Raw genomic sequence first — 21,235 nt, 5'->3', positions numbered from 1 at the left:
CCGGATGGTCAGCCGACCGGCCGCAGCGGGTCGCCGCCGATCCTCGACAGCTGGATGACCGCCTGGGTGCGGCTGTCGACGCCGAGCTTCTGCAGGACGGCAGAGACATGCGCCTTGATGGTCGCCTCGGAGACGCCGAGCTCATAGGCGATCTGCTTGTTGAGCAGGCCTTCGGCCAGCATGCCGAGCACGCGCGTCTGCTGCGGCGTCAGCGCCTGCAAGCGCTTGATCAGGTCGGAGATTTCCGGATCGCGCTCGACGCCGAGCTCGATGCCGGAAGGTGCTGCGATATCGCCGGCAAGCACCGCCTGCACGGCACCACGGATCTCTTCCATGCTCGCCGATTTGGAGATGAAGCCGGAGGCGCCGAGATCGAGCGCGCGGCGGATGGTGACGGGATCGTCATGCGCCGACACCACCACCAGCGGCACCGCCGGATGAATGCCGCGCAGCGAGATCAGGCCGGAGAGGCCGCTGGCGCCGGGCATCGACAGGTCGAGCAGCACCATGTCGATCTCTTCATTGGCCAGGACCAGCGCCTTGGCGCTTTCGAAATCGCCGGCCTCGTGGATGGCGGCAACGTCGCCGATGCCGGCCAGCGCCTCCTTCAGCGCGCCGCGAAAAAGCGGATGGTCGTCGGCAATGACGAAGGTGTGGCCCGACGGCAAATATTCCTCCCCCGATCCCATCATCATTGTGTGCTTCTTGCGGGGACCGGAATGATTATGCGGCGGCGTGGCGCGTTTTCAAGCGGCAAAGGCCGCGCGAAAGGTTTTCCCCAACGGTTCGGCTCTTGTTTTGCGCAATTCCAGACGGAAAACCGCCGCGCACTTTTTCTGAAATCGCGCGCCGGTTCAGGTCTTCTGGTTCAACTTGGCGCCGCCGTCGCCGTCTTCCTTGTCCATGTCCTTGACGATGTCCTTGAAGGTCCGGAAGAACTGCTCCATGTAGCCCATCGTCTTGTTGAAATCCTCTTGGCTGGGCAGTTGCGATTCCAGCCGGGCCGAGAGCGAATTCTCGAGCTTGGCGACGCGCGCGTCGAGCGCCTTGACCGAACTGTCCAGCCGGTCGATCTCGTCCTGGTAGGCGGCCCGCTCGTCGGCGGCTATCTTGCAGACGAGCTGGCCGGAGCGTTCCTCGCAGATCGACATGGCGCCGGTCTGGGTGTCCATGCGGACATAGCCGTCGGCCGACTTTTCCAGCCGGTAGCGGTCGGTCTCTTCGGAATAGGCGGAAGCGGCAACCAGCGAGCAAAGCGCCGCGGGGATCAGGATGTGCTGCAGACGCATATTGTCCTCCATGAGCCAGTGAAGGCGGGCTATCACAGGTTTGCGCCGGAAATGGGGAAGAGTCGAGCTTCACGCCTTCCCCGCACCTTCGGTTCGGACTATAGCGCGACAATGTCTCAGATTATCTACAAGATCGCCCCCGAGGCGCTTTGGCGCGAAGCCGAGACGAGCGGGCGCTTCACCGGCGCGCCGATCGACATCGCCGACGGCTTCATCCATTTCTCCACCGCCGCGCAAGCGCGCGAGACGGCGGCCAAGCATTTCGCCGGGCAGACGGACCTGCTGCTGATCGCGATCGACGGGGCGAAGCTGGGCGATGCGCTGAAATACGAGGTGTCGCGCGGCGGCGCCCTGTTCCCGCATCTCTACGCCCCGCTCGCTCTCGATGCGGTCCTGTGGGCGAAGCCGCTGCCGCTCGGCGCCAACGGTCACGAATTCCCGGCGTTGGAGGGCGAATGAGCGTGCTCGACCGGATCGGCCAAAAGCTGCTTTTCTCCTTCGATCCGGAAACCGCGCATGGCCTATCGATCGCGGCCTTGCGCTGCGGGCTGCCGGTCGGCGCGACGGCGCCGCGCGACGCGCGGCTGCCGACGCATGACGCGCGGCTGAAGCTCAACCTTTGCGGCCTCGAATTCCCCAATCCGCTCGGCATGGCCGCCGGCTACGACAAAAACGCGGAGGTGCCGGACGCGCTGCTCGGGCTTGGCTTCGGCTTTGCCGAGGTCGGCACCATCACGCCGCTGCCGCAATCCGGCAATTCGAAGCCGCGCATCTTCCGGCTGACGGCGGACGAAGCGGTGATCAACCGGCTGGGCTTCAACAATGAGGGCCACGCGGCCGCGGAAAAGCGGCTTGCCGCGCGCAAGGGGCGACCGGGCATCGTCGGCGTCAACATCGGCGCCAACAAGGACAGCGCCGACCGCATCGCCGACTATGAGCGCGGCGTCGCCCGCTTTGCGCCTTATGCGAGCTATCTGACCGTCAACATATCCTCGCCCAACACGCCGGGTCTGCGCAACATGCAGGCGCGCGACCAGCTCGGCGAATTGCTGTCGCGGGTGATGGCCGCGCGCACGGCCGCTTCGGCGCAGCCGCCGGTCTTCCTCAAGATCGCGCCGGACCTCGTCGAGGCGGAGCTGGAAGATATCGCGGCCGAGGTCATCGAGAAAAAGATCGACGGCGTCATCGTCTCCAACACGACGCTTGCGCGGACCGGATTGCGAAGCGCGACCGTGGCCAGCGAGGCTGGCGGCCTTTCGGGCAAGCCGCTGTTCGAGCGCTCGACGGCAGTGCTCGCCAGGATGCGCAAGCTGCTCGGCCCGAACATAGCCATCATTGGCGTCGGCGGCATTGACTCCACCGAGGCGGCGCTGGAGAAAATCCGCGCCGGCGCCGACCTCGTCCAGCTCTACACCGGCATGATCTATGCCGGACCGGCGCTGCCCGGGCGCATCGTTGCCGGCATGGCGCGCTTCGCGGAGAGAGAGCGCCTCAAATCCATCGGAGAGCTGCGCGACACCGGCTGCGCAAGCTGGTCCGAACGGCTCTGACGCGTTCCCACCGAATCAGGAGGACAGACGATGGCCGAGATTCTGAGCTCCGTCGTGGACTCGATCGGCGGAACGCCGTTGGTCCGGCTCGACAGGCTGACGGCGCAGGCAGGCGTCGACGGAGCAATCCTCGCCAAGCTGGAATATCTCAATCCGGGCTTTTCCAAGAAGGACCGTGCGGCGCTTGGAATAATCGAGGAAGCCGAACGATCCGGCGCCATCAAACCGGGGCAAACGGTGGTCGAACTTACCTCCGGAAACATGGGCACGGGACTCGCGATCATCTGCGCGGTCAGGGGTTACCCTTTCGTCGCGGTGATGTCGAAAGGCAACTCCGAGGAGCGCGCCCGCATGATGACGGCGCTCGGCGCGGAAGTGATCCTCGTGGACCAGTTGCCTGGGTCGGTGCCGGGGCAGGTCTCGGGTGGCGATCTGGCGCTCGTCGAGCAGGCCGCCAAAGCGGTGGCGGCGGAACGAGGCGCCTACCGCGCCGACCAGTTCCATCGCGACGGGAACTGGCTCGCGCATTATCACGGGACCGGACCGGAAATCTGGGACGCCAGCCGTGGCGCGGTCGACGCATTCGTCGACTTCATCGGCTCGGGCGGCACATATGCCGGGGTGGCGAAGGCGCTCAAGGAACGCAATCCCCTGGTCAAGTGCTTCATCGTCGAGCCTCAGGGCGCCGCGGCCGCCGCGGGAGAGACGGTCACCCGCCCCGAACATCCGATTCAAGGCGGCGGCTACGCCATGCCGGACCTGGCGTTCCTGAACAACGCGCCCGTCGATGGCTATCTTCAGGTTTCCGGCGACGAGGCACGGGAGGCCACGCGGTTGCTCGCGCGCAGCGAAGGTATCTTCGGCGGCTTCTCCTCCGGGGCGAATGTGGGCGCCGCGCTGCGTCTGCTAAAGGGCGATCAATCAGGCAAGACGATCGCTGTCGTGATTTGCGACTCCGGGCTGAAATACCTCTCGACCGACCTCTGGAGTTGAGAAACGCCTCAGACGCACGTATCCAGCGCTAAAATGCCGTGCGTAGCCTGAGCCTCAGCACCGCAAGCAAGCTCACTCCGCGCACCAGCAGGAAGACGTGCAGCGATGCCCACAGGCCGTTGTTGCCGAAGGCGGGCGCCAGGGTGATGAGCGCGGCGCTGAAGGCGAGGAACGACAACAGCATCATGTTGCGCATGTCGCGCGACCAGGTGGCGCCGATGAAGACGCCATCCATCTGGAAGGCGAGCACGCCGCTCAGCGCCGTGAAGGCCGCCCAGGGCAGGTAGGTGTCGGCGACCGCGCGAACATCCATCGAGGTCGTCACAAGCGCAACCAGTTTCGCACCGGCGGTCAGCAGGATGAGCGTGGCGATACCGGCGAGGCCAAAGCCCCAGATCAGCGTCAGCCGCACGGCCTGCCGGAACGGGGCCGGCGCATGCGCGCCGATGGCGCGGCCGGCCAGCTGCTCGGCGGCGGTGGCGAAACCGTCGAGGAAATAGCCGGCGATGAGGAAGAAATTCATCAACACGGCGTTGGCGGCGAGCGTCACCGTGCCGAACTGCGCGCCCTGGCGGGTGAACAGCGCGAAGGCGGCAAGCAGCGAGAAGGAACGGATCATGATGTCGCGGTTGAGCGACAGCATGCGCCGGTAGGCCGGCAGGTCGAGGACGCGACGGCGCGACGGCCGTTCCAGCTTGCGGAAGCGGTTGAGCACTATTGCCAAGCCGAGCAGCATGGCGAGGAACTCGCCGGTGACGGTCGCCCAGGCGACGCCCGCAACGCCCCAGCCGAGCTCGAGGCCGAGCAGGAAGCAGAGCACGATGTTGATGCCGTTGAGCACGGCCTGCAGCATCAGCCCGAGCCCACCCTCGCCGCGGCCCAGCACGTAGCCCAATATGGCGTAGTTGATCAGCGAGAAGGGCGCGGCGAGCAGTCTGATGCGGATATAGACCGACATCGCCGCACTGACGCGCGGCTCGGCGCCCATGAACCACTGGCCGGCGACGGCGAAGAGCGGCGAAAGGGCGGCAAGCACGACGCCCGCGACGACCGCGATCAGCACGGCGCGCCACAGCACAGCCTGTTCCTCCAACGGATCGCCCCGACCGAACGCCTGGGCGACGAGGCCGGTGGTGCCGGAGCGCAGGAAGTTGAACGTGGTGAAGACGACGTCGAAGACCAGCGATCCCGCCGCCAGGCCGCCAAGCAAGGCCGCGTCGCCGAACTGGCCGACCACCGCCGTGTCGACGATGCCGAGCAGCGGCGTCGTCAGATAGGCAAGCGTCATCGGCACGGCAATCGCCAGCACCGAGCGGTTGGTGACGGCGAAGGACCTGGCGTTGGCTTGGGTTGCGTCCATTGCTGCCTGGCTGATTGCGGCTTGATCGAGGACACGATGTGCCCCAGTTTGCAGGCCTCACGCAACCACCATCCGCCGGACTGCCAACCGAATTTTCTGCTGGTCCTACGCAATTCCGGGCGGAAGCCGTTTCCACACTTTTCCTGGAATTGCTCCAGGCTGGCGCAGGCCTTCCGATCCATGCCGCTGCAGATCGTCCATCACCCCGACTATGACGCCGGCTTCGCCGTCAACCATCGCTTTCCGATGAGCAAATATCCGCTGTTGATGGAGGCTTTGCATACGCGCGGGCTGGCCATGCCCGGAGCGCTCTCTATGCCCGAACCAGGACCTGCCGCACGGCTGAAGCTTGCGCATGCGGCCGACTATGTCGACCAGGTGATCGCCTGCCGGGTGCCGGAGAAGATAGAGCGCGAGATCGGCTTTCCGGTCGGTCCGCGCGTGTCGCTCAGGGCGCAACTCGCCACCGCCGGCACGGTGCTGGCCACCAGGCTGGCGCTGAAGCATGGCATTGCCTGCAACGCGGCCGGCGGCAGCCATCATGCACGGCGCGCGCAAGGCGCCGGCTTCTGCACCTTCAACGATGTCGCCGTCGCCGCGCTGACGCTGCTGGCTGAAGGCGCCGTCGAGAATGTTTTGGTCGTCGATCTCGACGTGCATCAGGGCGACGGCACCGCCGACATTCTGAAGGACGAGCCCCGCGTCTTCACCTTTTCCATGCATGGCGAGCGCAACTATCCGGTGCGCAAGATCGCCTCCGACCTCGACGTCGCCTTGCCGGACGGCGCCGGCGACGGCGCCTATCTCGAGCGGCTCGCCGCCATCCTGCCGGAATTGTCCGGGCAAAGGCGCTGGGACACCGTCTTCTACAATGCGGGCGTGGATGTCCATGCCGAGGACAGGCTGGGCCGGCTGGCGCTGAGCGACGACGGCCTCCGCGCCCGCGAAGACATGGTCATCGGCCATTTCCGCAAGCGCGGCGTGCCGCTGTGCGGCGTCATCGGCGGCGGCTATTCGACCGACGTGCCGGCACTGGCCGCACGCCACGCCATATTGTTCGAGATCGCGTCCCGATATGCGTGATGCCAGGCTGAGCTATTTCCTATAGTTGGCGATCCTGAGCAGGATGAACACCGGCACCACGATCGCCGCGCCGAGCAGGATATAACCCAGGAAGCGGTCGATGGCATGGAAGCCGAGATTCCACAAATCGACGAAGAACTGGCGGATGCCATAGAAGACATCCATCGGCGACCAGCCGAAGGCATGCATGACGAGGCCGACGAGGAAAGAGACCACGAGCAGCTTCAGGAGCACCCTGAGCGGCGTGTCGCCAAGAAAGCGCGTCAGTGCGGACAAGGCCATTCTCCGGTTCGAGCCGCCCGATTCGGCAGCGCGATACCAGAGATACGCATTCCGCGGAAAGGCATCAAGCAATGGAGCCGCCGGCTTCGCTTTGCCGATTGCTTGAGGCGGCGCCATCATGGTAACGAGGGCTCGCGCGGGTATGATGTAATGGTAGCCTGTCAGCTTCCCAAGCTGAACGCGCGGGTTCGATTCCCGCTACCCGCTCCAGCTTGCAGCGCAAGGGTTTGGGCCTGATTGGCATTTCTTCTTTTTTGGGCGGTTTTACAGGCAGTTTTACAGCCTATGTTCGCGGTGGGTTCCGGGCTCGCGTGCCTGATGCGCAGAAAAATTACGGAACTTTAACCTTCTTTGATCATTGACTGTTCATACGTACCTATCATATTGATAGGTGTATGCAGAAGGACGATCCGCCGAATTCGCTTATCGCGTTCGCCCCAAGGGCCAAGGATTTCGAGAAGCGAATCCGAACCTTGGCGGCGGTCACGAAAAACGTTCGCTGGTCTCAACATGCGCTCGATCGAATGGCCGAGCGCGACATAACGATACGGGTGGCGCTGAATGTACTACGAGAGGGGATGGTCGTGGGTAATGTTGAACCGGGGAAAGGCGTTGGTGAATGGAAGGCCAAGATCGTCCACAATGTGAAAGGACGTCGAGACGTCGGTGTGATTGCAGTTCTCGTGAAAAGTAATCGCATCAACGTCAGCACTGTGGAATGGGAAGATCTCAAATGAACCAACATTTTTACCGTAAAGGAGAAGACCTCTGCAAAGAGCCCTTGCACTACACCATGTCAGGGCTGGACAACATCTATCTGAAGAACGGCTTTGAGTGGGAATGGGAGGATGGTGAGAAATATCTGTCTGTAAAGGATATGGACGGACTTCACCGGGCCATTGGCTTGCACATTGTGCTTGCCAGAAAGGCACCTACGGGGAAGGAACTGAGGTTCTTGCGGAACGAACTCAATATGTCTCAGGCCGACTTGGCGAAAGTGCTAAGCGTTTCTGATCAGAGCGTAGCGCGTTGGGAGAAGGGCCATTGCGAAGCAAACGGTGGTGCCGTTTTTGCTCTCCGGACGATTTACCTACTCTCGCTTGTTCCCGTGGAAGAGCGAGCCGCTCTGCTGGATGGACTGGTCGAACGTCTCAAGAGGTTGGCTGATGCCGACGAAACTTCCGATTCAATCGTTCTTCAGTTCAAGGACAACAAGTGGCGGGATCCCGCCCTTTTGGCCGCGTGAGATGTGAAACAAAAGGGCGGAGCAATAGCCCCGCCCTAACTGGATCGGCAAGGTGATTGGCGCACCCTTGTCCGGATTGCCAAAGCCCACCGAAACCGTAGCAGGGGCCATTAAGGCCGTCGGATCGGGGAAAGGCAAGCTAAAAGTTGCGCCGCAACAAAGGCGTCAAAATGAGCGATCCTTTGAAACCCGGCCAGAATGCTCCCAGATCTGGCCAATATGAGCAGGTGGGGCCCCGTGGGGGCCGAACTGGCGACGAGCGCACGGTGGTGCGCGGCGAGCCTCTTCCACCGACCCCGAAGCCGGGCATGGGCTACATCCTTGTAGACCCGTCCAAGAACGGCTCCGGCCGCAAGTAAGCAAGGGCCGTCGCGTCGAGTTCGTCGCGGCGGCCTTCTTTTGTCAGCCGCCGGCAGGCATGAGCCGCGCCTCGTTCAGCTTCCGAATTCTCTCCTTCATCGCTGCCGAGCGGCTGACATAGCGGCGGATGATGCGGGACACGGTTTCTTCCTCCCAAGCCATCATCTCGGCGATCTCGCGCTCGGTCAGGCTAGCGATATAGAATTTGGTGCAAGCGGTGCCGCGCAGGTCGTGGAAATGCAAGTTCTCGCCTTCTGGCCACGCCTCTTTCTTCGCCTCACGGAATGAGCTGCCTAGCCCTTCCTTGGTCCACGGCCGGCCTTTGCTCGAGGTGAGGATCACCGGCGAGCGGCGCGGGATCCTGGCCAGCACGTCGCGCAGCGCGTCATAAAGCGGGATTACCGCCTCGCGCCGATGCTTGCTCTTGCCGGTCGTGATGGTGATCGCGTCCTCGCCGACATGCGACCAGGACAGGCGGATCAAATCGCCGACGCGCAGGCCCGTGTGGGCGGCCAGGTCAACCGCGAAGGCGACCTCCTTCGAGCATACGGCCTTCAGCCGCGCGATGTCGGCGTCAGTCCAGATGATCTCCGATCGCGAACCGGAATAGAGTTGCTTGATGCCCTCGCACGGGTTCGAGGCGATCGCGCCGCGGTCGACCTCGAAGGACAGCACGCGCGACAGCACCTGCATGCCATAGTCGGCGGCGCGCGGCGTCTCGGCATATTTGGCGCGCCATGACCGGATCCTCGGCCTGATCTTCTCCGGCCGGTCGAACTGGCGCACCGACAGCGCACCGAAATGGTCGGCGATGCGATCGAGCCACGGACCCCAATTGCGCCGGGTCGATTCGGCGAGCTTCTTGTAGTCGGCGCTGGCGCGATAGCGGATGATCGAGGCGCTGAACTTGCTGCCGTCCGGCGCCGCGCGACTTGCGATCGCCTCGTTGTAGGAGTCCTGGAAGGCCGGCGTTCCCGGCTCGCCCTTGATGGCCGGCCCGCCGCGCCAGGCGTAATAGTAGACCTTGCCTTTGGCCTTAACGGTGTGCAGGCCCATCAGCTCAACCATGACCATGCTTCAGATCGAACTCCGCCAGCTCGCGATCAAGGTCATCTTCATCAGCATTGGCGGGTTTCGTAAAGTGCCAGCGGTGCGTGCCGTCTGGCAGCACGTCGAGGGTGCATGGCTCGACGCCGGCCTGCCGCAAGGCGGACAGCGCTTTCACCAGGTCGTTCGGGCGGAGAGCCGGCCGGCGCGACATCAGCCCTTCCCTTCCCGCCTCCGGATGGCGTTGCCGCTGGTGACCATCACGTAGCCGTCGGCGAACTCGACGCGGATCGAGTTGAAGCGCGGCGATGCCGGCCGGCCGAAGCCAGGCAGCGCGAATGTTCCCGGCGCCGCCTTGCTGCGCGCGGTTACGGTGCATGCCTGGCCTTTGCGGCCATGCCGGTCCCAACGGAAGATGTACGGATAGGCAAGCTGAAGCATCTGCGACGGCGTCATAGAAGCGAGCCCTGCGCGATCGTGACCGGCGTGCCTGGCGGCAGCATCCAGCGCGCTGGCTTCGGCACGTCAGTTGCATTCATCGGCTTCCACTCGAAGAAGCCGAGCGCGCCGCTCGACGGCACGAAATCGACCGTCCGCGCATCCGCCAGCACCAGCCCACGCGGGCCAGAGAACCAGGGGCTATCGTGCTCCTTGACGATATCGACAACCTTGGCGGTGCCGACGATGCCGCCGCGGAGGAGTTCGGCCGGCGCAGGGCACACATAGCCGAGCGCGGCGAATAGAGACGCGGCGTCCTCATATTCGTAGCGCGTCATGCCTTGGGAGGCGTGCACGGCGAACTCGCCCCGAAATTTCAGCGCGGGATTGGGCGAACGCCAACTGCGGTTTTCGACCGGTTTCCAGCCCATGACGATGGCATAGGCCCAAGGCTGGCGAACGGAGAGGGCGAGGCGCGGAATCAAAGCAGGCTCCTCTGCCTCGGGTCGTCCGGCTTCGAGGCGTCGCCAAAGCCCTTGGCGCGCAGCTCGGCGATCTGCTTCAGCTTGTCCTCGTCGCCCTTGCGGCGGGCCTCGAACTCGACCGGGCCATATTTGTCGGTCTCGATCGCGCCGGCAGCGACGGCCAGCGCGCGCTTGGACTGCGCGATGTCGAAATGCTCCCAGGACGCATCCATGCCGGGCAGGCCGGTGCCGGGCGGGCGCTGGAACCATTTGCGCTGGACGCCGATGCGGTCGGCCATGGCGAACAGCTCGGCGCGCGTGTCGGCCCACATATGGCACATCACCATCTTGCCGAAGGGCGCGCGCATGTTGTCGACGTAGACGCTCATAGCGGCGCCTCCGGAAAATCCGGATGGGGCGTCCAATGCGTGTGGTAGCCGGGCCAGTCGGAACAATTCGGCGAGCCGACATAGGATGGCTCGCCGAGCCATTCGCCGTCTCGCCATGTCCACCACGTCACGAAGCCGTAGTCCTCATGATACCCGTCCAACGGTCGGGCGACGCCGAGCGAGATGGCTGCCTCGATCTTTGCGCGCACGCCGGCCACGTAATCATCGTCGCTGCGGCAACCGGTCAGGCTTGCGGCGAGTTTCGCAAGCCCGAGCGCTTCTTGAAGCGCCGCGGCTATCGTCGCGCGCTCAGCCACGGTTCACATCCTTCGCCAGCTTGATCTTGGTGATGATGCCGATGTAGCCGGTCTGTGCCGCCTTGGTGGTAGCGTCCTTCGGCGTCTCGGCATCGACGATGATGCGCTTGCCGTCGGCATAGTGGATGCGAAAGCTGGTCATCAGCGCAGCCCCACATAGAGCAGGCCAACGCCGAGAGCGGCGGTGGCGATCATCAGGGCGATCAGGATGCGGCGCGCGGCCGGCGATTCCGCCGGACGGTCGATGCAATCCTCGCCGCACATGCATTCAGGGAAGTTGCTGCAGCGGATGATGATTCGCCCGTCGGCCGGCGCGAGGCTGAGCCCGGCCGGAAGATCGATGTGCCGCTTGCGAAGCGGTTCCAGCGGCCGAACTTTTGCAGATCGCGCCTTCATGGCAGCAACCAGCCGAGCGCGAGGAAGGGCGTGGCGAAGGCGATCAGGCAGGCCGTGACGAGGCCTGCGGGGCCGTCGCCGCCGACGGCGGCGATGACCTTGGCGGGATCGGTGGCCGCCCCATGAAGGTCGGCCAGGATCTCGGACGGGCGGCGCTGCGCCATGAGCTGGCGCGAAATCCACGCCTCGTGCTCGGGCGACTTCGCGGCCTCGGCGATCAGGTCTTCGGCGATGCTCCTGTGCTGGATAACGGTCATTGCCGCTTCTCCAGTTTGGCAAGAAGGGCCGTGCGCTCGGCGCTGTGCTCCGCAACAATCGGGCCGATCACGCTTGCGCGGATCTGGAGGCGCGCCAAAGCAGAACGCCCTTCAGGGGAACGGCTGCGCTCAAGCGCGATGATCGCGGCCTGGATGTCTTCAAAGGCGAAATCGAGATGCGCGATCAAAACGCCAGTGCGATGGGGATAGTAATCCGGCGATCCTTTTTCCGGGGCGTCTGCAACAACACGATCGCCAGCCTGAAGGATCGTGCGGATATCGTCAGGGCTCGTCATCATTGCGGTTAGGCCACGCGGCGGACGGCGCGCGACTTGGCGCGGTCGGCCGCGTCCAGCCCGTGCTTGCTGATCTGCGCACGGGTGAAACTGGAATGCTCGGCCAGGCTGTCGGCCGTCACGGCAATGCCGTTCATGCCCATTTCGAGCATCTTGTCGGCCATGCTCTCGACAATCGTCTTCTTGGCGAGCGTCGGCTTGGCCGGCTTCGGCATGGTTTCGTGCAGGGCGTAGGTAAGCATTTTTTCTCTCCTCAAGACCTGATCGGCTCGACCAGGTGAGGCAGAAAATTAAGTCACACTGAAATTACAATCAAGAGGAAAATTCAGCCATACTGAAATTTCCATTAAGTCCGGGCCGGACGCTCAATTCTCGCCCTCACGTCAAGTTCAACCGCGCTTAAAATCGCTGTCGCAGCAACGCTCCTGAAGGTACTTGTCAGGAGCCTCAGCGGGCGGATACCGCCTCACCAGATTGACTCCACGTCATAGGACGCCTTTCCTACTCGCCCAACCATAAGCCAAGGAGGCGAAATTGAGTGCTATGTACGTCGTCCAATCCTTCATCGCCGGAAAGCGCGGTCAGCTGGTCGCTGACAGTCCTATTCAAGCGCAGAACACTTCACACGCCAGGTCGGTCGCTCAGCGTCTGGCGGTGCGGAAAGCCCTTGTCGTCGCTTTCCAGCGCGAAGGTGATCCGAAGACTGGTGAATGGGAGGAAGCGAAGCTAATCGAGGCGTTCGGCGCCGTACCGGAAGAAGTCCGCGAAATGGAAAGGATCTGATGGGAGGGCACGATGGCCATCAGGCATCAGATCAGGCCGCGCTACAAGACGCGAAACGAGCAGATTGTCGCGGAACTGCGCAATTCGGCGGGCGCTGGTCCGCCGATCGATCCGGAGATGTCGATCAAGAGGAAGACCGCTGAAATCGCGATTGCGATGGCTGTTCTTCACGGGGGCGATTGGCGGATTCAGATCGACCACGAAGACTGTCTGATTGTGATTGCCCGGCGTCTTCCAAAAGGCCCGAGATCATCTTCCACGCGGGATTGATTGCGTCCTCGGGCAGCCCAGCGATGCGACGAAGAAGAACTTTGACGGCAGCCTCGCCCACCGCGGGGCTGCCGTCTGCCTTCGGATCGGTAAGAAGCTCGACCGGGCTGCATTCGAGCACCCTGGCGATAGCCGCCAATGACTTGTCTGTGAAGCCGTTTTTCCCTGCTTCCAGATTATGGATCGCGGCAGTGCTGAGACCTGCGTTATGGGCGAGTTCAGCTTGTGTCAGTTTCTTCAGCTTGCGCCTCTCTCGCACGAATGTCGGGACGGCAAGCGGTGTGGCTTCTTCAGTCATGCTTCATATTCTCATTTGCGGGTGTAACAGTGCGACCGAGCCGGACTGAAAAATCAGCTTGACTGAAATTTCAGTCGGACTTAAATCTCGGTGCCATGGAAAAGCTCATTGAGTACTTCGATGCAGAGCGTGGGCGCCGTCAGGCGCTGGCCGCTGCGCTTGGCTGCTCTCCCTCGACCATCTCGATGTGGCGGCGGGTGCCCGCCGAGCGAATCGGTGACGTATCGCGCGCCACGGGCATTCCTCCGGAGCAGCTCCGGCCGGATATCTTTGGGCCTGCTCTCAAATCCGGCGAGGCCGCATGACGCTCATCGCCTCCACCGATTTCAACGACCGACTGGTTCCGCGTTCCGCGCCGGCTTCCCAAGAGCCTGACCGCGTGGCAGCCGCCGGGGTGAGCGTTCGCACCTCGGCGGCTTTCGATCATTTCACCGAAACCTGTGGCGATGCCCCATCCTCGCAGCAGGCAACCGCGCCGGAGCACGCCGGATCCGACGCGGTCACTATTTCCGAAGCCTCGCGCTTCATCCTGTCGCTGATCGCCGCCCATGAGGGCCGGAGCGAACGCGACGTCCTGGCCAGGATCATTGCCGAGGCGGGCGACGCCATCGGCATTCCGGCGCTGCTGTCGCGCGGCGCCGAGGACATTGGCGATATCGCCGACCTGCCGGGCTACGCCCGCAAGGCGGCAAACCGATTCCGGAGCGGCGGACCATGAGCACATCCTGTTGCGGGCCTCCATTGAACTGACGCCTGCACACTGACTCCAGAAAACCTTTCCCGCCACGGGAAACGACGCCGGGATTTCCCGGCGCGGGAAACCTTTTGCGCCTGATGAGGAGGCCCACGATGGTACCGAACGCGAATGCCCGCCACTTCCTTCTCAAGGCCAAGCAGCGCGACCTGATCGCCGCCGCGGGCGGTATCGAGCGCGCCGCGCTGGTCTGCTCCTATTCGAAGAGCGTCGTCGGCCGTTGGTACAATCCCGACAGCCCCGAGATCATGGAACTGCCGGCGATCTTCTCGCTGGAGGAAGAGACCGGCCGCAACGACATGAGCGAGGCGATTGCGTCGGCGCGCGGCCGGCGCTTCGCCGATGTCGAGGTCACCGCCGCGAACGGCTCGGTGATGGCGGCGCACGCCGAAGCCGTGGTGCGCATGGGCGAGCTGATGACCGAGGGCGCGCTTGCCTTCGCCGATGGCGAGCTGACGCCGGCCGAAAGCGCCCGCATCGACCGCGCCCTGGTGAAGGTCGAGAACCAGATCGCCGATTACCGCAGGATCCTCGCCGGGGCGAAAGCCTCGGGCGGGCTGAAGGTCGTGGGCGAATAGATGTCCACGCGTTACTTCCCCGGCGGCCGGATCCAGCATGGCGACCGCACCGTCGCCACGCTGGTGATCGAGTGCAAATGCGGGGTCGTGGCGCATTTCAAGCAGACCGGCGCGACGCGCAAGCCGCCGGAAGCCGCCGAACACTATTTCCGGGCGCATGGCTGGACGGTCGGCGCGCGCGCCACCGCAGACCGCTGCCCGGACTGCACGACCCGTCTCTCCAAACCAGTCCTGAAAGTGGTTCCCATGGAAGCGAAGCCGGAAGCGCCGCGCGACATGTCGCGCGAGGATCGCCGCATCATCTTTGCCAAGGTCGACGAACTCTATCTCGACGACAAGACCGGCTACACGCCGCCCTGGACGGATTCCGCTGTAGCCCGCGACCTCGGCGTGCCGCGCGCCTGGGTAGCGCAGGTTCGCGAGGAGCTGTTCGGCCCGGAAGGCTCGAACGCCGAGTTCGACGATTTCCTCGCCAAGGCCGCGCCCATCATCGCCGACATGAAGAACCTTTGCCGCTCGGCCACGGCGCAGCTCGAAGAGGCACGCCGGTTGATGGCTGCCGCCGAAGAGCTTGAGCGCAGCGCCAAGCGCATCGAGCGCGAGATCGGCAAGGCTTCGTAACCCCAACCCTCGGAGAGGAAAACCATGAGTGTCCTTCGTTCATTCCGGCAGATGATCGGCCTGCTTTCGCGGGGCGATTTCTCGCGCCACTGCGACAAGCTTCTCACCGAAGCGATCGAGGCGCTGGAAGCCTCGCCGTCCGACAAGTGCAAGGCCGAGATCACCGTGAAGGTGACCTTCGAATACGAGCTCGGCCGCATCGACGTGAAGGCCGAGGCCAAGTCGAAACTGCCCGACACCGTCAAGTTCATGAAGACGCCATTCTGGTCGATCGACGGCGCGCTGTCGGTCGAGCACCCGAACCAGATCGACATGTTCCCACCTCGCAGCGTCAAGCCGTCCGAAGAGGACGAAGACGACGAAGAGCGGGAAACCGCCTGACCTTCCAAGCCTGCAACCCAGCCAACCCTGAAAGGAATTTCGCATGTCCAAGAATGATGACGCTCCGCTCGATGCCCACGGCATCGAACTGGTCAAGGCCCTGGCCACCGAGGCGGCCTCTGCTTCCACCGTATCGATCACCACTGGCGGCCTCGGCGACGGCCTGCCGTCCAACCTGCCGCTGGCCTTCGACCGCAAGGGGCAGACGTTCAAGTCGCTGAAAGGCCTGATCGAGGAATTCCGCCAGGCGCCTGACCGGCGCAAGGGCACCGCCACGGTCGAGACGCTGGCGAGCTTCATCGAACTGACCAAGCGGCACCAGGATGAGCATTCCGCCCTGTTCGGCAAGACGATGTGGCCGGATCCGAAGATTACGGCGGTGCTCGATTATGACATGGAAGGCGTGCCGGCGCGCAACCGCTCGCATCGCATCGTCTATGCCTTCCCGCTGACCGAAGAGTTCAAGTCGTGGGTCGGCGCCAATGCCAAGCCGATGGACCAGGAAATCTTCGCCGCCTTCCTCGAGGAGCATGCGGCGGAACTGGCCGCGCCGACCGACGGCGAGGTTTCCGAATATGAGCGGCTGTTCAAGGAGAAGATGGCGACGCCGTCCGAAGTCATTGCGCTGTCGCGGCATCTGGAGGTGTTCGTCGCGGCCCGCGCCAAACAGGGCGTCCGCCTGCAAAGCGGCGAGCGCACGGTGGAGTTCGCCGAAGAGCATATGAACGCCAAGGGCGAGGCTATCGTGGTTCCCGGCATCTTCATGGTGTCGGTGCCGGCCTTCCTCGATGGCGATGCGGTGCGCATCCCGGCACGTCTGCGCTACCGGGTGAACGGCGGCAAGGTCGTCTGGTTCTATCAGCTCTACCGCTGGGAGTTCTATCTGCGCGAGCAGGTCGGCCACGACCTCAAGCGCGCCTCGGAAGAAACCGGCCTGCCCGCCTTCGAGGGCGCGCCTGAATCCGGCTCGCCGGCCTGATGGCGAAGGCCGTCGCCATCGCTGCCAAGCCGCTGCCGTCTCTTGTGAAAGAGGCGGCGGCGGCGCTTTCGCGCGCCACGACCGCCGCGGAAGTGCTCGACGCGCGCGACAAGGCTGGCGCCGTCTATGACGCGGCCAAGCGCGCCGCACGCCTGCAGAAGGCGAAGCGCGCGCATGACGAGATCATCGCCGCGACGCATCGCGCCGAGGCCGATGCGCTTGAGATCGAGGCGATGGCAAAGCGCCGGCTCGCCGACGAATATGACGCCGCGCAGGAACGCGGCGAGGTCCATAGGGCCGGCGGAAATCGCAAGATCAAAGTTCCAGACGGGAACTTTGAACCGGCGAGCGCAGCCGAGATCGGCATCCGTCGCAAGGACATCCACGATGCGCGCCAGGTGCGCAGCGCGATTGCCCGCAACCCGACGATCGTGCGCGAGGCGCTGGACGATATTTTGGCCAGCGGTGATGAGCCGACCCGGGCAGCGCTGAAGCGCGCCATCGCGCCGGCCGTCAAGACGCTGCGCACGAATGAGCAGGCCGCGAAAAAGGAACGCCGCTCGACGCGCGAGGTCGAGCTTGCGGCGCGTCAGGCGGCGCTTCCAGCGAAGAAATACGGCGTCATCTACGCCGATCCGGAATGGCAGTTCGATCCCTATTCGACCGACACCGGCATGGATCGCGCCGCCGACAATCACTACCCGACCAGCGACCTCAAGACGCTGATGAAGCGCGATGTCGGCGCGCTGGCCGCCAAGGATTGCGTGCTGTTCCTGTGGGCGACGGTGCCGATGCTGGTCGAGGCGATCTGCGTGCTCGACGCCTGGGGCTTCGCCTGGATCGAGCGCGACAAGAACACCGGCTATCTGGCGCCGAACAAGGCGCATGCCCGCTACGTCTCGCATTGGGCGTGGCTGAAGAACCGCGTCGGCACCGGGTATTGGACGCGGGGAAAACACGAAATCCTGCTGATCGCCACGCGTGGCAAGCCGGTCGCGCCGGCCATGGGCGACCAGCTCGAAAGCTGGTGCGACGACATGGCGGTGCCGGCCGACGTCGGCGCGCATTCCTCCAAGCCGGCCGTGTTCGCCGCCTGGATCGAGAAGCACTGGCCGAACACGCCGAAGATCGAACTCAACGCCCGCCAGGCGCGGCCCGGCTGGGACCGTTGGGGCTTTGAGGCGGAGGCGGCATGAATCAGGCCGCACTCAATTTCGGCATGGGCGGGCACCAGAATGCCGGCAACGGCGAGGCCGTGTGGCTGACGCCGCCGGCGTTGATCCGCGCGCTTGGTCCATTCGATCTGGATCCTTGCTTCTCCGAGCCGAGGCCATGGGCAACGGCAGCGACGCACTATGGCCCAGACGCGGCCGGCGGGCTCGGTGGACTTCATGCCCCGTGGAATGGCTTCGTATGGTGCAATCCGCCCTACGACCAATTCTTCGGTCTCTGGCTGGACCGTTGTGCTGATCATGGCAATGCCTTGGCGCTCGTATTTGCGCGCACCGAAACGGTGGAGTTCCATCGCACGGTATGGCGGCGGGCTGACGCCGTGTTCTTCTTCGAAGGCCGCCTTACGTTTCACCATCCAAGCGGCCAGAAGGCGTCCGCCAACGGCGGCGCGCCATCGGTTCTGGTTGCGTATGGCAGTGAAGCCATCCGGCGTATCGATGCGGCCAAGCTGCGCGGACAACTGATCCGGCTCGACCGGGCAACGGTGCCGGCATGAGCGCGCGCATCCTTCAAGGCGATTGCCGTGACGTCCTGGCCGAGTTCGCCGACGAAAGTTTCGACTGCATCGTCACTGACCCGCCATACGGCGAAACCTCTCTTGCCTGGGATAAGTGGCCTGATGGCTGGCCGGCTGCTGCTCGCCGTGTGTTGAAGCGGACCGGTAGCATGTGGGTCTTCGGCTCGATTCGCATGTTCCTCGACAACATCGGCGAGTTCGCCGGCTGGCGCCTTGCCCAAGACATCGTCTGGGAAAAGCACAACGGTAGCGGCTTACACGCCGACCGCTTCAAGCGTGTCCACGAATGCGCCGCGCAGTTCTATCGCGATGACGCTGCATGGGCACGGGTCTACAAGGCTCCGCAGTTCACCAGCGACGCGACGGCGCGCACGGTGCGCCGCAAGGGCCGCCCGCCGCACATGGGGGAGATTGGCGATAGTGCCTACCGTAGCGAGGATGGCGGCCCGCGCCTCATGCGTAGCGTCATATACGCCCGCTCAGAGCATGGCCGCGCCGAACATCCAACACAGAAGCCGATCGAGATTGTCGAGCCGCTGTTGCTCTATGCCTGTCCCATTGGCGGCACCGTCCTTGATTGCTTCGCTGGATCGGGAACGACCGGCGTCGTCGCGCGCCGCCACGGCATTGATGCGGTGCTCATCGAGGCCGACCCGAAATACACTTCAATTGCCGCATCTCGAATTGAGAACGATGCGCCGTTGCTTTCGCGGGTGTCGGCATGAAGCATGTCATCCTCGAAAGTCCCTATGCCGGCGACGTCGCGACCAATGAGGCCTATGCGCGCCGCGCGTTGCGTGACTGCCTCCTGCGCGGCGAGGCGCCGATCGCCTCGCATCTCCTCTACACGCAACCCGGCGTGCTCGACGACACGATCGCCGACGAACGCGCGCTCGGGATCGAGGCCGGCCTTGTGTGGGGCGCCCTTGCCGAGGTGACCGTCGTCTATGCCGATCTCGGCGTATCGCGCGGGATGCTGCAGGGAATGCAGCGGGCCATGGCTGAAGGTCGCCTTATCGAAGTCCGGCTGATCGGGAAGGTGCCGGCATGAGCGTCCCGTCCTTCTCGCCCGCCATGCTGCAGCTCTTCCTCTATGCCCGTTGCGTTGCCGCGCAGGCGCGCTCGCCGCGCCTGAAATTCCAGACCGCCGCCGAGCGCGAGAAGGCCCGGCTGCGCAAGCTGGCCCGCGTCACCGTCAACCAGATGCATTCGGCCTGGATGGGCCGACTGCCGACGCTGGAACCGCGCGCGCGGCTGTGGGCGGTGCTCGGTCACTTCCCGTCCGATTTCGGCGTGGTGCTCACCCACGGAGGGCAGGACTCCTCTGCCCCGTCCGTAAGCTCGCTCGCTGCGCTCGTCGCTGACGGGGGCCCCAATGGCTGAAATCGCCTTCCACCGCTTCGCCGACGCCTTCCAACAGCGGCTCGATCAGCTCGGCTATTCGCTGCGCAAGGCCGAGGACATCTGGCCGGAAACCGACCGGGCGATGCTGTCGCGCGCCATCAACGGCAAGACGCTGTCGGCCGGCAATTTCCTGCTGCTCTGCGAGTATGCCGGGCTCGATCCCTACCTCTATCTCGGGCGCAATCCGCGCCGCCGAACGACGGTAAAAACCATTCTAGATCATATGGTTACACCATCTGACAAACGTGAAACGCGTGACGAGATCGCCAAGCTGAGGGTCAATTCCAGATGACGCATTCCACCGAAAGCCTCGACCCGCATGTCAGGGCGATGCGCGATGCCGAGGACGATGCCGAGCGCGCCAACGTGCTGCTCACTGCGCCCGTGTTCACGCTGATGCGCTGGCGCGCGACCTTCGTCACCTATTGCCGCCGCGCCGCCTTCCGCGATGGCGAGCACTATCTCAATATGCTGGCCGATACGCTTTCAAAGGAACGCCATCGCGGCAATCTCGGCGGCACCATGCCGATGTCGGGGGCCACGGCGACCTTGCTCGGCATTCTGGAAAAGGCGGCACGATGAACGCGCATGCCCGCCGCCACGTCACCCCGCCGCCTCTGCATGTTGCGTTGCCCGGCAACCTCGCCGAAGAGGTTCGCGAGTTGGCCGAGACGCGCGGCGATCATCCGCAGGCGATGGTGGCGGAGCTGGTGCGGCGGGTGCTTGACGGCGACATGGCCGCTACGCTGCTTGCGCCGCAGGTCGATGCGCCGGCACCCGAACCAGTCGGCCAGGGCCGCATGTCGTTCCAGAATGTGCAGGGTACGCTGACCGAGCTGCAATGCGGCGTGATCTACGTGCTGGGCTTTCATGCCGATGATGACGGTGTGTTTCGTTTCCAGGCGACGAAGATCGGGCTGATCCTCGGCAAGGGTTCACAGAACCATGTCGCCTCAATTCTGTCGGTGCTGGTCGAGCGCGGCCTTGTCGAGCAGGTGAGCGGCCGACTGAAGAACCGGCACTGGAAACTGACCTGGCGCGGGCAATCCGTCTTCCGTGAATTGACGGAGGAACGGGAGTGAACGCGCACGCCCTTTCACCCGACGCCAAGCGCCTCCGCGAGATCAGGGACGCACTCGACTCGATCGCGCCGGCCGATTGGACGCGCGTGCACGACCAGAGCGGCGCCTTCATCGAGATTCGCGGAGCCATGGGCGAATTGTTCGTGCTGGCGCGCTTCGATCCCGGCGCGACGAACGAGGAAATGGCCTTCGCAACCGACGCGCCCGACATGGTGCGCTTTCTGCTGCGGCTGCTGGACGGTTCGTTCCAGACCATCCGCAAGCTCAAGGGCGTGCCGCCAGCCAACCAGGCTGCGGGCGAGCCGGCGGCGCACAAGAACTTCGCGGCCGAATGCGCGCTGAAATGCCAGGACGCGCGCTTCAAGGTCTACATCGAGGAGCGGCACGGGCTTGAGCGCCCGCTGACAGACGAACGCACCGCGCAGCGCGTGCGCACGCTGCTCGGCGTCACCTCTCGAAAACAACTCAACGACGGCGGCAAGCCGGCCGAAGCGTGGAAAGCGCTGCGGGCCGATTTTGCCGCATGGCTGAAGGCGCAGAGATGAACGCTGGATTTTTGCTCGATAAC

The 21,235-nt window shown here is 64.2% G+C and carries 39 protein-coding genes and 1 tRNA gene; 24 read left to right on the top strand and 16 right to left on the bottom strand.

Annotation, left to right across the window (positions count from 1 at the left end; all coding sequences use genetic code 11):
• Positions 1-8: 8 nt before the first annotated feature.
• Positions 9-668, bottom strand: a complete 660-nt coding sequence (locus tag LB572_RS01290) for a response regulator transcription factor (RefSeq protein ID WP_224666582.1) — start codon at positions 666-668, stop codon at positions 9-11.
• Positions 669-854: 186 nt separating this feature from the next.
• Positions 855-1,289, bottom strand: a complete 435-nt coding sequence (locus LB572_RS01285; RefSeq protein ID WP_224666387.1) for a hypothetical protein — start codon at positions 1,287-1,289, stop codon at positions 855-857.
• Between the two features lie 111 nt (positions 1,290-1,400).
• Between LB572_RS01285 and LB572_RS01280 the strand changes: the two genes are divergently transcribed.
• Genes LB572_RS01280 through LB572_RS01270 form a run of 3 tightly spaced genes read left to right on the top strand, consistent with a single transcriptional unit; the run spans position 1,401 to position 3,832 of the window.
• Entirely contained in the window at positions 1,401-1,748 is a 348-nt protein-coding gene (locus LB572_RS01280) for a DUF952 domain-containing protein (RefSeq protein WP_181179260.1), read from the top strand.
• Positions 1,745-2,839: a quinone-dependent dihydroorotate dehydrogenase gene (locus LB572_RS01275; protein ID WP_224666386.1), complete on the top strand. Its 1,095-nt coding sequence runs from the start codon at positions 1,745-1,747 to the stop codon at positions 2,837-2,839. The genes LB572_RS01280 and LB572_RS01275 overlap by 4 nt, the downstream gene beginning before the upstream one ends.
• Before the next feature lie 30 nt (positions 2,840-2,869).
• On the top strand, positions 2,870-3,832 hold the full coding sequence (locus tag LB572_RS01270) for a PLP-dependent cysteine synthase family protein (protein WP_224666385.1): 963 nt from the start codon (positions 2,870-2,872) through the stop codon (positions 3,830-3,832).
• A 28-nt stretch (positions 3,833-3,860) separates the two neighbouring features.
• On the opposite strand, the gene LB572_RS01265 is transcribed toward LB572_RS01270, so the two are convergent.
• On the bottom strand, positions 3,861-5,192 hold the full coding sequence (locus LB572_RS01265) for an MATE family efflux transporter (protein WP_224666384.1): 1,332 nt from the start codon (positions 5,190-5,192) through the stop codon (positions 3,861-3,863).
• Positions 5,193-5,372: 180 nt separating this feature from the next.
• On the opposite strand from LB572_RS01265, the gene LB572_RS01260 reads away from it, so the two are divergent.
• On the top strand, positions 5,373-6,275 hold the full coding sequence (locus tag LB572_RS01260) for a histone deacetylase (RefSeq protein ID WP_224666383.1): 903 nt from the start codon (positions 5,373-5,375) through the stop codon (positions 6,273-6,275).
• 12 nt (positions 6,276-6,287) lie between these two features.
• On the opposite strand, the gene LB572_RS01255 is transcribed toward LB572_RS01260, so the two are convergent.
• Positions 6,288-6,551: a DUF6460 domain-containing protein gene (locus LB572_RS01255; protein ID WP_140802805.1), complete on the bottom strand. Its 264-nt coding sequence runs from the start codon at positions 6,549-6,551 to the stop codon at positions 6,288-6,290.
• A gap of 142 nt (positions 6,552-6,693) precedes the next feature.
• Between LB572_RS01255 and LB572_RS01250 the strand changes: the two genes are divergently transcribed.
• The 4 genes from LB572_RS01250 (at position 6,694) to LB572_RS34680 (ending at position 8,162) form a co-directional block, all read left to right on the top strand.
• A tRNA-Gly gene (locus tag LB572_RS01250) sits at positions 6,694-6,767 on the top strand.
• A 185-nt stretch (positions 6,768-6,952) separates the two neighbouring features.
• On the top strand, positions 6,953-7,294 hold the full coding sequence (locus LB572_RS01245) for a DUF4258 domain-containing protein (protein WP_224666382.1): 342 nt from the start codon (positions 6,953-6,955) through the stop codon (positions 7,292-7,294).
• Entirely contained in the window at positions 7,291-7,803 is a 513-nt protein-coding gene (locus tag LB572_RS01240; RefSeq protein ID WP_224666381.1) for a helix-turn-helix domain-containing protein, read from the top strand. The genes LB572_RS01245 and LB572_RS01240 overlap by 4 nt, the downstream gene beginning before the upstream one ends.
• A gap of 170 nt (positions 7,804-7,973) precedes the next feature.
• Entirely contained in the window at positions 7,974-8,162 is a 189-nt protein-coding gene (locus LB572_RS34680) for a YjzC family protein (protein WP_412033527.1), read from the top strand.
• A gap of 43 nt (positions 8,163-8,205) precedes the next feature.
• On the opposite strand, the gene LB572_RS01235 is transcribed toward LB572_RS34680, so the two are convergent.
• Genes LB572_RS01235 through LB572_RS01185 form a run of 11 tightly spaced genes read right to left on the bottom strand, consistent with a single transcriptional unit; the run spans position 8,206 to position 12,009 of the window.
• A complete protein-coding gene (locus LB572_RS01235; protein WP_224666380.1) occupies positions 8,206-9,237 on the bottom strand; it encodes a tyrosine-type recombinase/integrase in 1,032 nt (343 codons plus the stop codon).
• Positions 9,224-9,424, bottom strand: a complete 201-nt coding sequence (locus LB572_RS01230; RefSeq protein WP_224666379.1) for a hypothetical protein — start codon at positions 9,422-9,424, stop codon at positions 9,224-9,226. Before LB572_RS01230 ends, LB572_RS01235 begins: the two co-directional genes overlap by 14 nt.
• Positions 9,424-9,666 (bottom strand): hypothetical protein, encoded by a 243-nt coding sequence (locus LB572_RS01225; RefSeq protein WP_224666378.1) that lies wholly within the window; start codon positions 9,664-9,666, stop codon positions 9,424-9,426. Before LB572_RS01225 ends, LB572_RS01230 begins: the two co-directional genes overlap by 1 nt.
• A complete protein-coding gene (locus LB572_RS01220) occupies positions 9,663-10,133 on the bottom strand; it encodes a hypothetical protein (protein ID WP_224666377.1) in 471 nt (156 codons plus the stop codon). Before LB572_RS01220 ends, LB572_RS01225 begins: the two co-directional genes overlap by 4 nt.
• Positions 10,130-10,501: a DUF4031 domain-containing protein gene (locus LB572_RS01215; protein ID WP_224666376.1), complete on the bottom strand. Its 372-nt coding sequence runs from the start codon at positions 10,499-10,501 to the stop codon at positions 10,130-10,132. Before LB572_RS01215 ends, LB572_RS01220 begins: the two co-directional genes overlap by 4 nt.
• On the bottom strand, positions 10,498-10,818 hold the full coding sequence (locus LB572_RS01210; RefSeq protein WP_224666375.1) for a hypothetical protein: 321 nt from the start codon (positions 10,816-10,818) through the stop codon (positions 10,498-10,500). Before LB572_RS01210 ends, LB572_RS01215 begins: the two co-directional genes overlap by 4 nt.
• Positions 10,811-10,960: a hypothetical protein gene (locus LB572_RS01205; protein WP_224666374.1), complete on the bottom strand. Its 150-nt coding sequence runs from the start codon at positions 10,958-10,960 to the stop codon at positions 10,811-10,813. The genes LB572_RS01210 and LB572_RS01205 overlap by 8 nt, the downstream gene beginning before the upstream one ends.
• Positions 10,960-11,214, bottom strand: a complete 255-nt coding sequence (locus tag LB572_RS01200) for a hypothetical protein (protein ID WP_224666373.1) — start codon at positions 11,212-11,214, stop codon at positions 10,960-10,962. The genes LB572_RS01205 and LB572_RS01200 overlap by 1 nt, the downstream gene beginning before the upstream one ends.
• The gene (locus tag LB572_RS01195; RefSeq protein ID WP_224666372.1) at positions 11,211-11,471 is read right to left on the bottom strand and encodes a hypothetical protein; all 261 of its coding nucleotides are present in this window, start codon (positions 11,469-11,471) and stop codon (positions 11,211-11,213) included. Before LB572_RS01195 ends, LB572_RS01200 begins: the two co-directional genes overlap by 4 nt.
• On the bottom strand, positions 11,468-11,770 hold the full coding sequence (locus tag LB572_RS01190) for a hypothetical protein (protein WP_224666371.1): 303 nt from the start codon (positions 11,768-11,770) through the stop codon (positions 11,468-11,470). The genes LB572_RS01195 and LB572_RS01190 overlap by 4 nt, the downstream gene beginning before the upstream one ends.
• A 5-nt stretch (positions 11,771-11,775) precedes the next feature.
• Positions 11,776-12,009, bottom strand: a complete 234-nt coding sequence (locus tag LB572_RS01185; RefSeq protein ID WP_224666370.1) for a hypothetical protein — start codon at positions 12,007-12,009, stop codon at positions 11,776-11,778.
• A gap of 301 nt (positions 12,010-12,310) precedes the next feature.
• Between LB572_RS01185 and LB572_RS01180 the strand changes: the two genes are divergently transcribed.
• Positions 12,311-12,550, top strand: a complete 240-nt coding sequence (locus tag LB572_RS01180) for a hypothetical protein (protein ID WP_224666581.1) — start codon at positions 12,311-12,313, stop codon at positions 12,548-12,550.
• Positions 12,551-12,674: 124 nt separating this feature from the next.
• Here the strand turns inward: LB572_RS01180 and LB572_RS01175 are convergent, their stop codons facing one another.
• Positions 12,675-13,118 (bottom strand): helix-turn-helix domain-containing protein, encoded by a 444-nt coding sequence (locus LB572_RS01175; protein ID WP_224666369.1) that lies wholly within the window; start codon positions 13,116-13,118, stop codon positions 12,675-12,677.
• 95 nt (positions 13,119-13,213) lie between these two features.
• Here LB572_RS01175 and LB572_RS01170 point away from each other — a divergent pair, with 95 nt between their 5' ends.
• The 15 genes from LB572_RS01170 (at position 13,214) to LB572_RS01100 (ending at position 21,212) form a co-directional block, all read left to right on the top strand.
• Positions 13,214-13,423: a transcriptional regulator gene (locus LB572_RS01170; RefSeq protein ID WP_224666368.1), complete on the top strand. Its 210-nt coding sequence runs from the start codon at positions 13,214-13,216 to the stop codon at positions 13,421-13,423.
• Positions 13,420-13,836, top strand: coding sequence for a hypothetical protein (locus LB572_RS01165; protein WP_224666367.1), 417 nt, complete (start codon positions 13,420-13,422; stop codon positions 13,834-13,836). The genes LB572_RS01170 and LB572_RS01165 overlap by 4 nt, the downstream gene beginning before the upstream one ends.
• A 131-nt stretch (positions 13,837-13,967) precedes the next feature.
• The gene (locus tag LB572_RS01160; RefSeq protein ID WP_224666366.1) at positions 13,968-14,450 is read left to right on the top strand and encodes a hypothetical protein; all 483 of its coding nucleotides are present in this window, start codon (positions 13,968-13,970) and stop codon (positions 14,448-14,450) included.
• Complete coding sequence (locus tag LB572_RS01155) at positions 14,451-15,071, top strand: hypothetical protein (RefSeq protein ID WP_224666365.1); 621 nt, start codon at positions 14,451-14,453, stop codon at positions 15,069-15,071.
• A gap of 24 nt (positions 15,072-15,095) precedes the next feature.
• Positions 15,096-15,452 carry a hypothetical protein gene (locus LB572_RS01150; RefSeq protein WP_224666364.1) on the top strand — a complete coding sequence of 119 codons (357 nt, stop codon included), beginning with the start codon at positions 15,096-15,098 and terminating at the stop codon, positions 15,450-15,452.
• 43 nt (positions 15,453-15,495) lie between these two features.
• Positions 15,496-16,431 (top strand): DUF2303 family protein, encoded by a 936-nt coding sequence (locus LB572_RS01145; protein WP_224666363.1) that lies wholly within the window; start codon positions 15,496-15,498, stop codon positions 16,429-16,431.
• The gene (locus LB572_RS01140) at positions 16,431-17,627 is read left to right on the top strand and encodes an MT-A70 family methyltransferase (RefSeq protein ID WP_224666362.1); all 1,197 of its coding nucleotides are present in this window, start codon (positions 16,431-16,433) and stop codon (positions 17,625-17,627) included. The genes LB572_RS01145 and LB572_RS01140 overlap by 1 nt, the downstream gene beginning before the upstream one ends.
• Positions 17,624-18,160, top strand: a complete 537-nt coding sequence (locus tag LB572_RS01135; RefSeq protein WP_224666361.1) for a phage N-6-adenine-methyltransferase — start codon at positions 17,624-17,626, stop codon at positions 18,158-18,160. Before LB572_RS01140 ends, LB572_RS01135 begins: the two co-directional genes overlap by 4 nt.
• Positions 18,157-18,906 (top strand): DNA-methyltransferase, encoded by a 750-nt coding sequence (locus tag LB572_RS01130; RefSeq protein ID WP_224666360.1) that lies wholly within the window; start codon positions 18,157-18,159, stop codon positions 18,904-18,906. The genes LB572_RS01135 and LB572_RS01130 overlap by 4 nt, the downstream gene beginning before the upstream one ends.
• On the top strand, positions 18,903-19,232 hold the full coding sequence (locus tag LB572_RS01125; RefSeq protein WP_224666359.1) for a hypothetical protein: 330 nt from the start codon (positions 18,903-18,905) through the stop codon (positions 19,230-19,232). Before LB572_RS01130 ends, LB572_RS01125 begins: the two co-directional genes overlap by 4 nt.
• Positions 19,229-19,564: a hypothetical protein gene (locus LB572_RS01120; protein WP_224666358.1), complete on the top strand. Its 336-nt coding sequence runs from the start codon at positions 19,229-19,231 to the stop codon at positions 19,562-19,564. The genes LB572_RS01125 and LB572_RS01120 overlap by 4 nt, the downstream gene beginning before the upstream one ends.
• Complete coding sequence (locus LB572_RS01115; protein WP_224666357.1) at positions 19,557-19,877, top strand: hypothetical protein; 321 nt, start codon at positions 19,557-19,559, stop codon at positions 19,875-19,877. The genes LB572_RS01120 and LB572_RS01115 overlap by 8 nt, the downstream gene beginning before the upstream one ends.
• Positions 19,874-20,167, top strand: a complete 294-nt coding sequence (locus LB572_RS01110; protein WP_224666356.1) for a hypothetical protein — start codon at positions 19,874-19,876, stop codon at positions 20,165-20,167. The genes LB572_RS01115 and LB572_RS01110 overlap by 4 nt, the downstream gene beginning before the upstream one ends.
• Positions 20,164-20,667 carry a hypothetical protein gene (locus tag LB572_RS01105; protein WP_224666355.1) on the top strand — a complete coding sequence of 168 codons (504 nt, stop codon included), beginning with the start codon at positions 20,164-20,166 and terminating at the stop codon, positions 20,665-20,667. Before LB572_RS01110 ends, LB572_RS01105 begins: the two co-directional genes overlap by 4 nt.
• Positions 20,664-21,212 (top strand): hypothetical protein, encoded by a 549-nt coding sequence (locus LB572_RS01100; protein WP_224666354.1) that lies wholly within the window; start codon positions 20,664-20,666, stop codon positions 21,210-21,212. The genes LB572_RS01105 and LB572_RS01100 overlap by 4 nt, the downstream gene beginning before the upstream one ends.
• The last annotated feature ends 23 nt before the right edge of the window (positions 21,213-21,235 follow it).

Origin of the sequence: Mesorhizobium sp. BH1-1-5 (genome assembly GCF_020165615.1) — a bacterium.
Lineage (GTDB): Bacteria > Pseudomonadota > Alphaproteobacteria > Rhizobiales > Rhizobiaceae > Mesorhizobium.
Note: the sequence above shows the minus strand (reverse complement) of the source record. Positions and strands in the feature narration are given on the sequence as shown.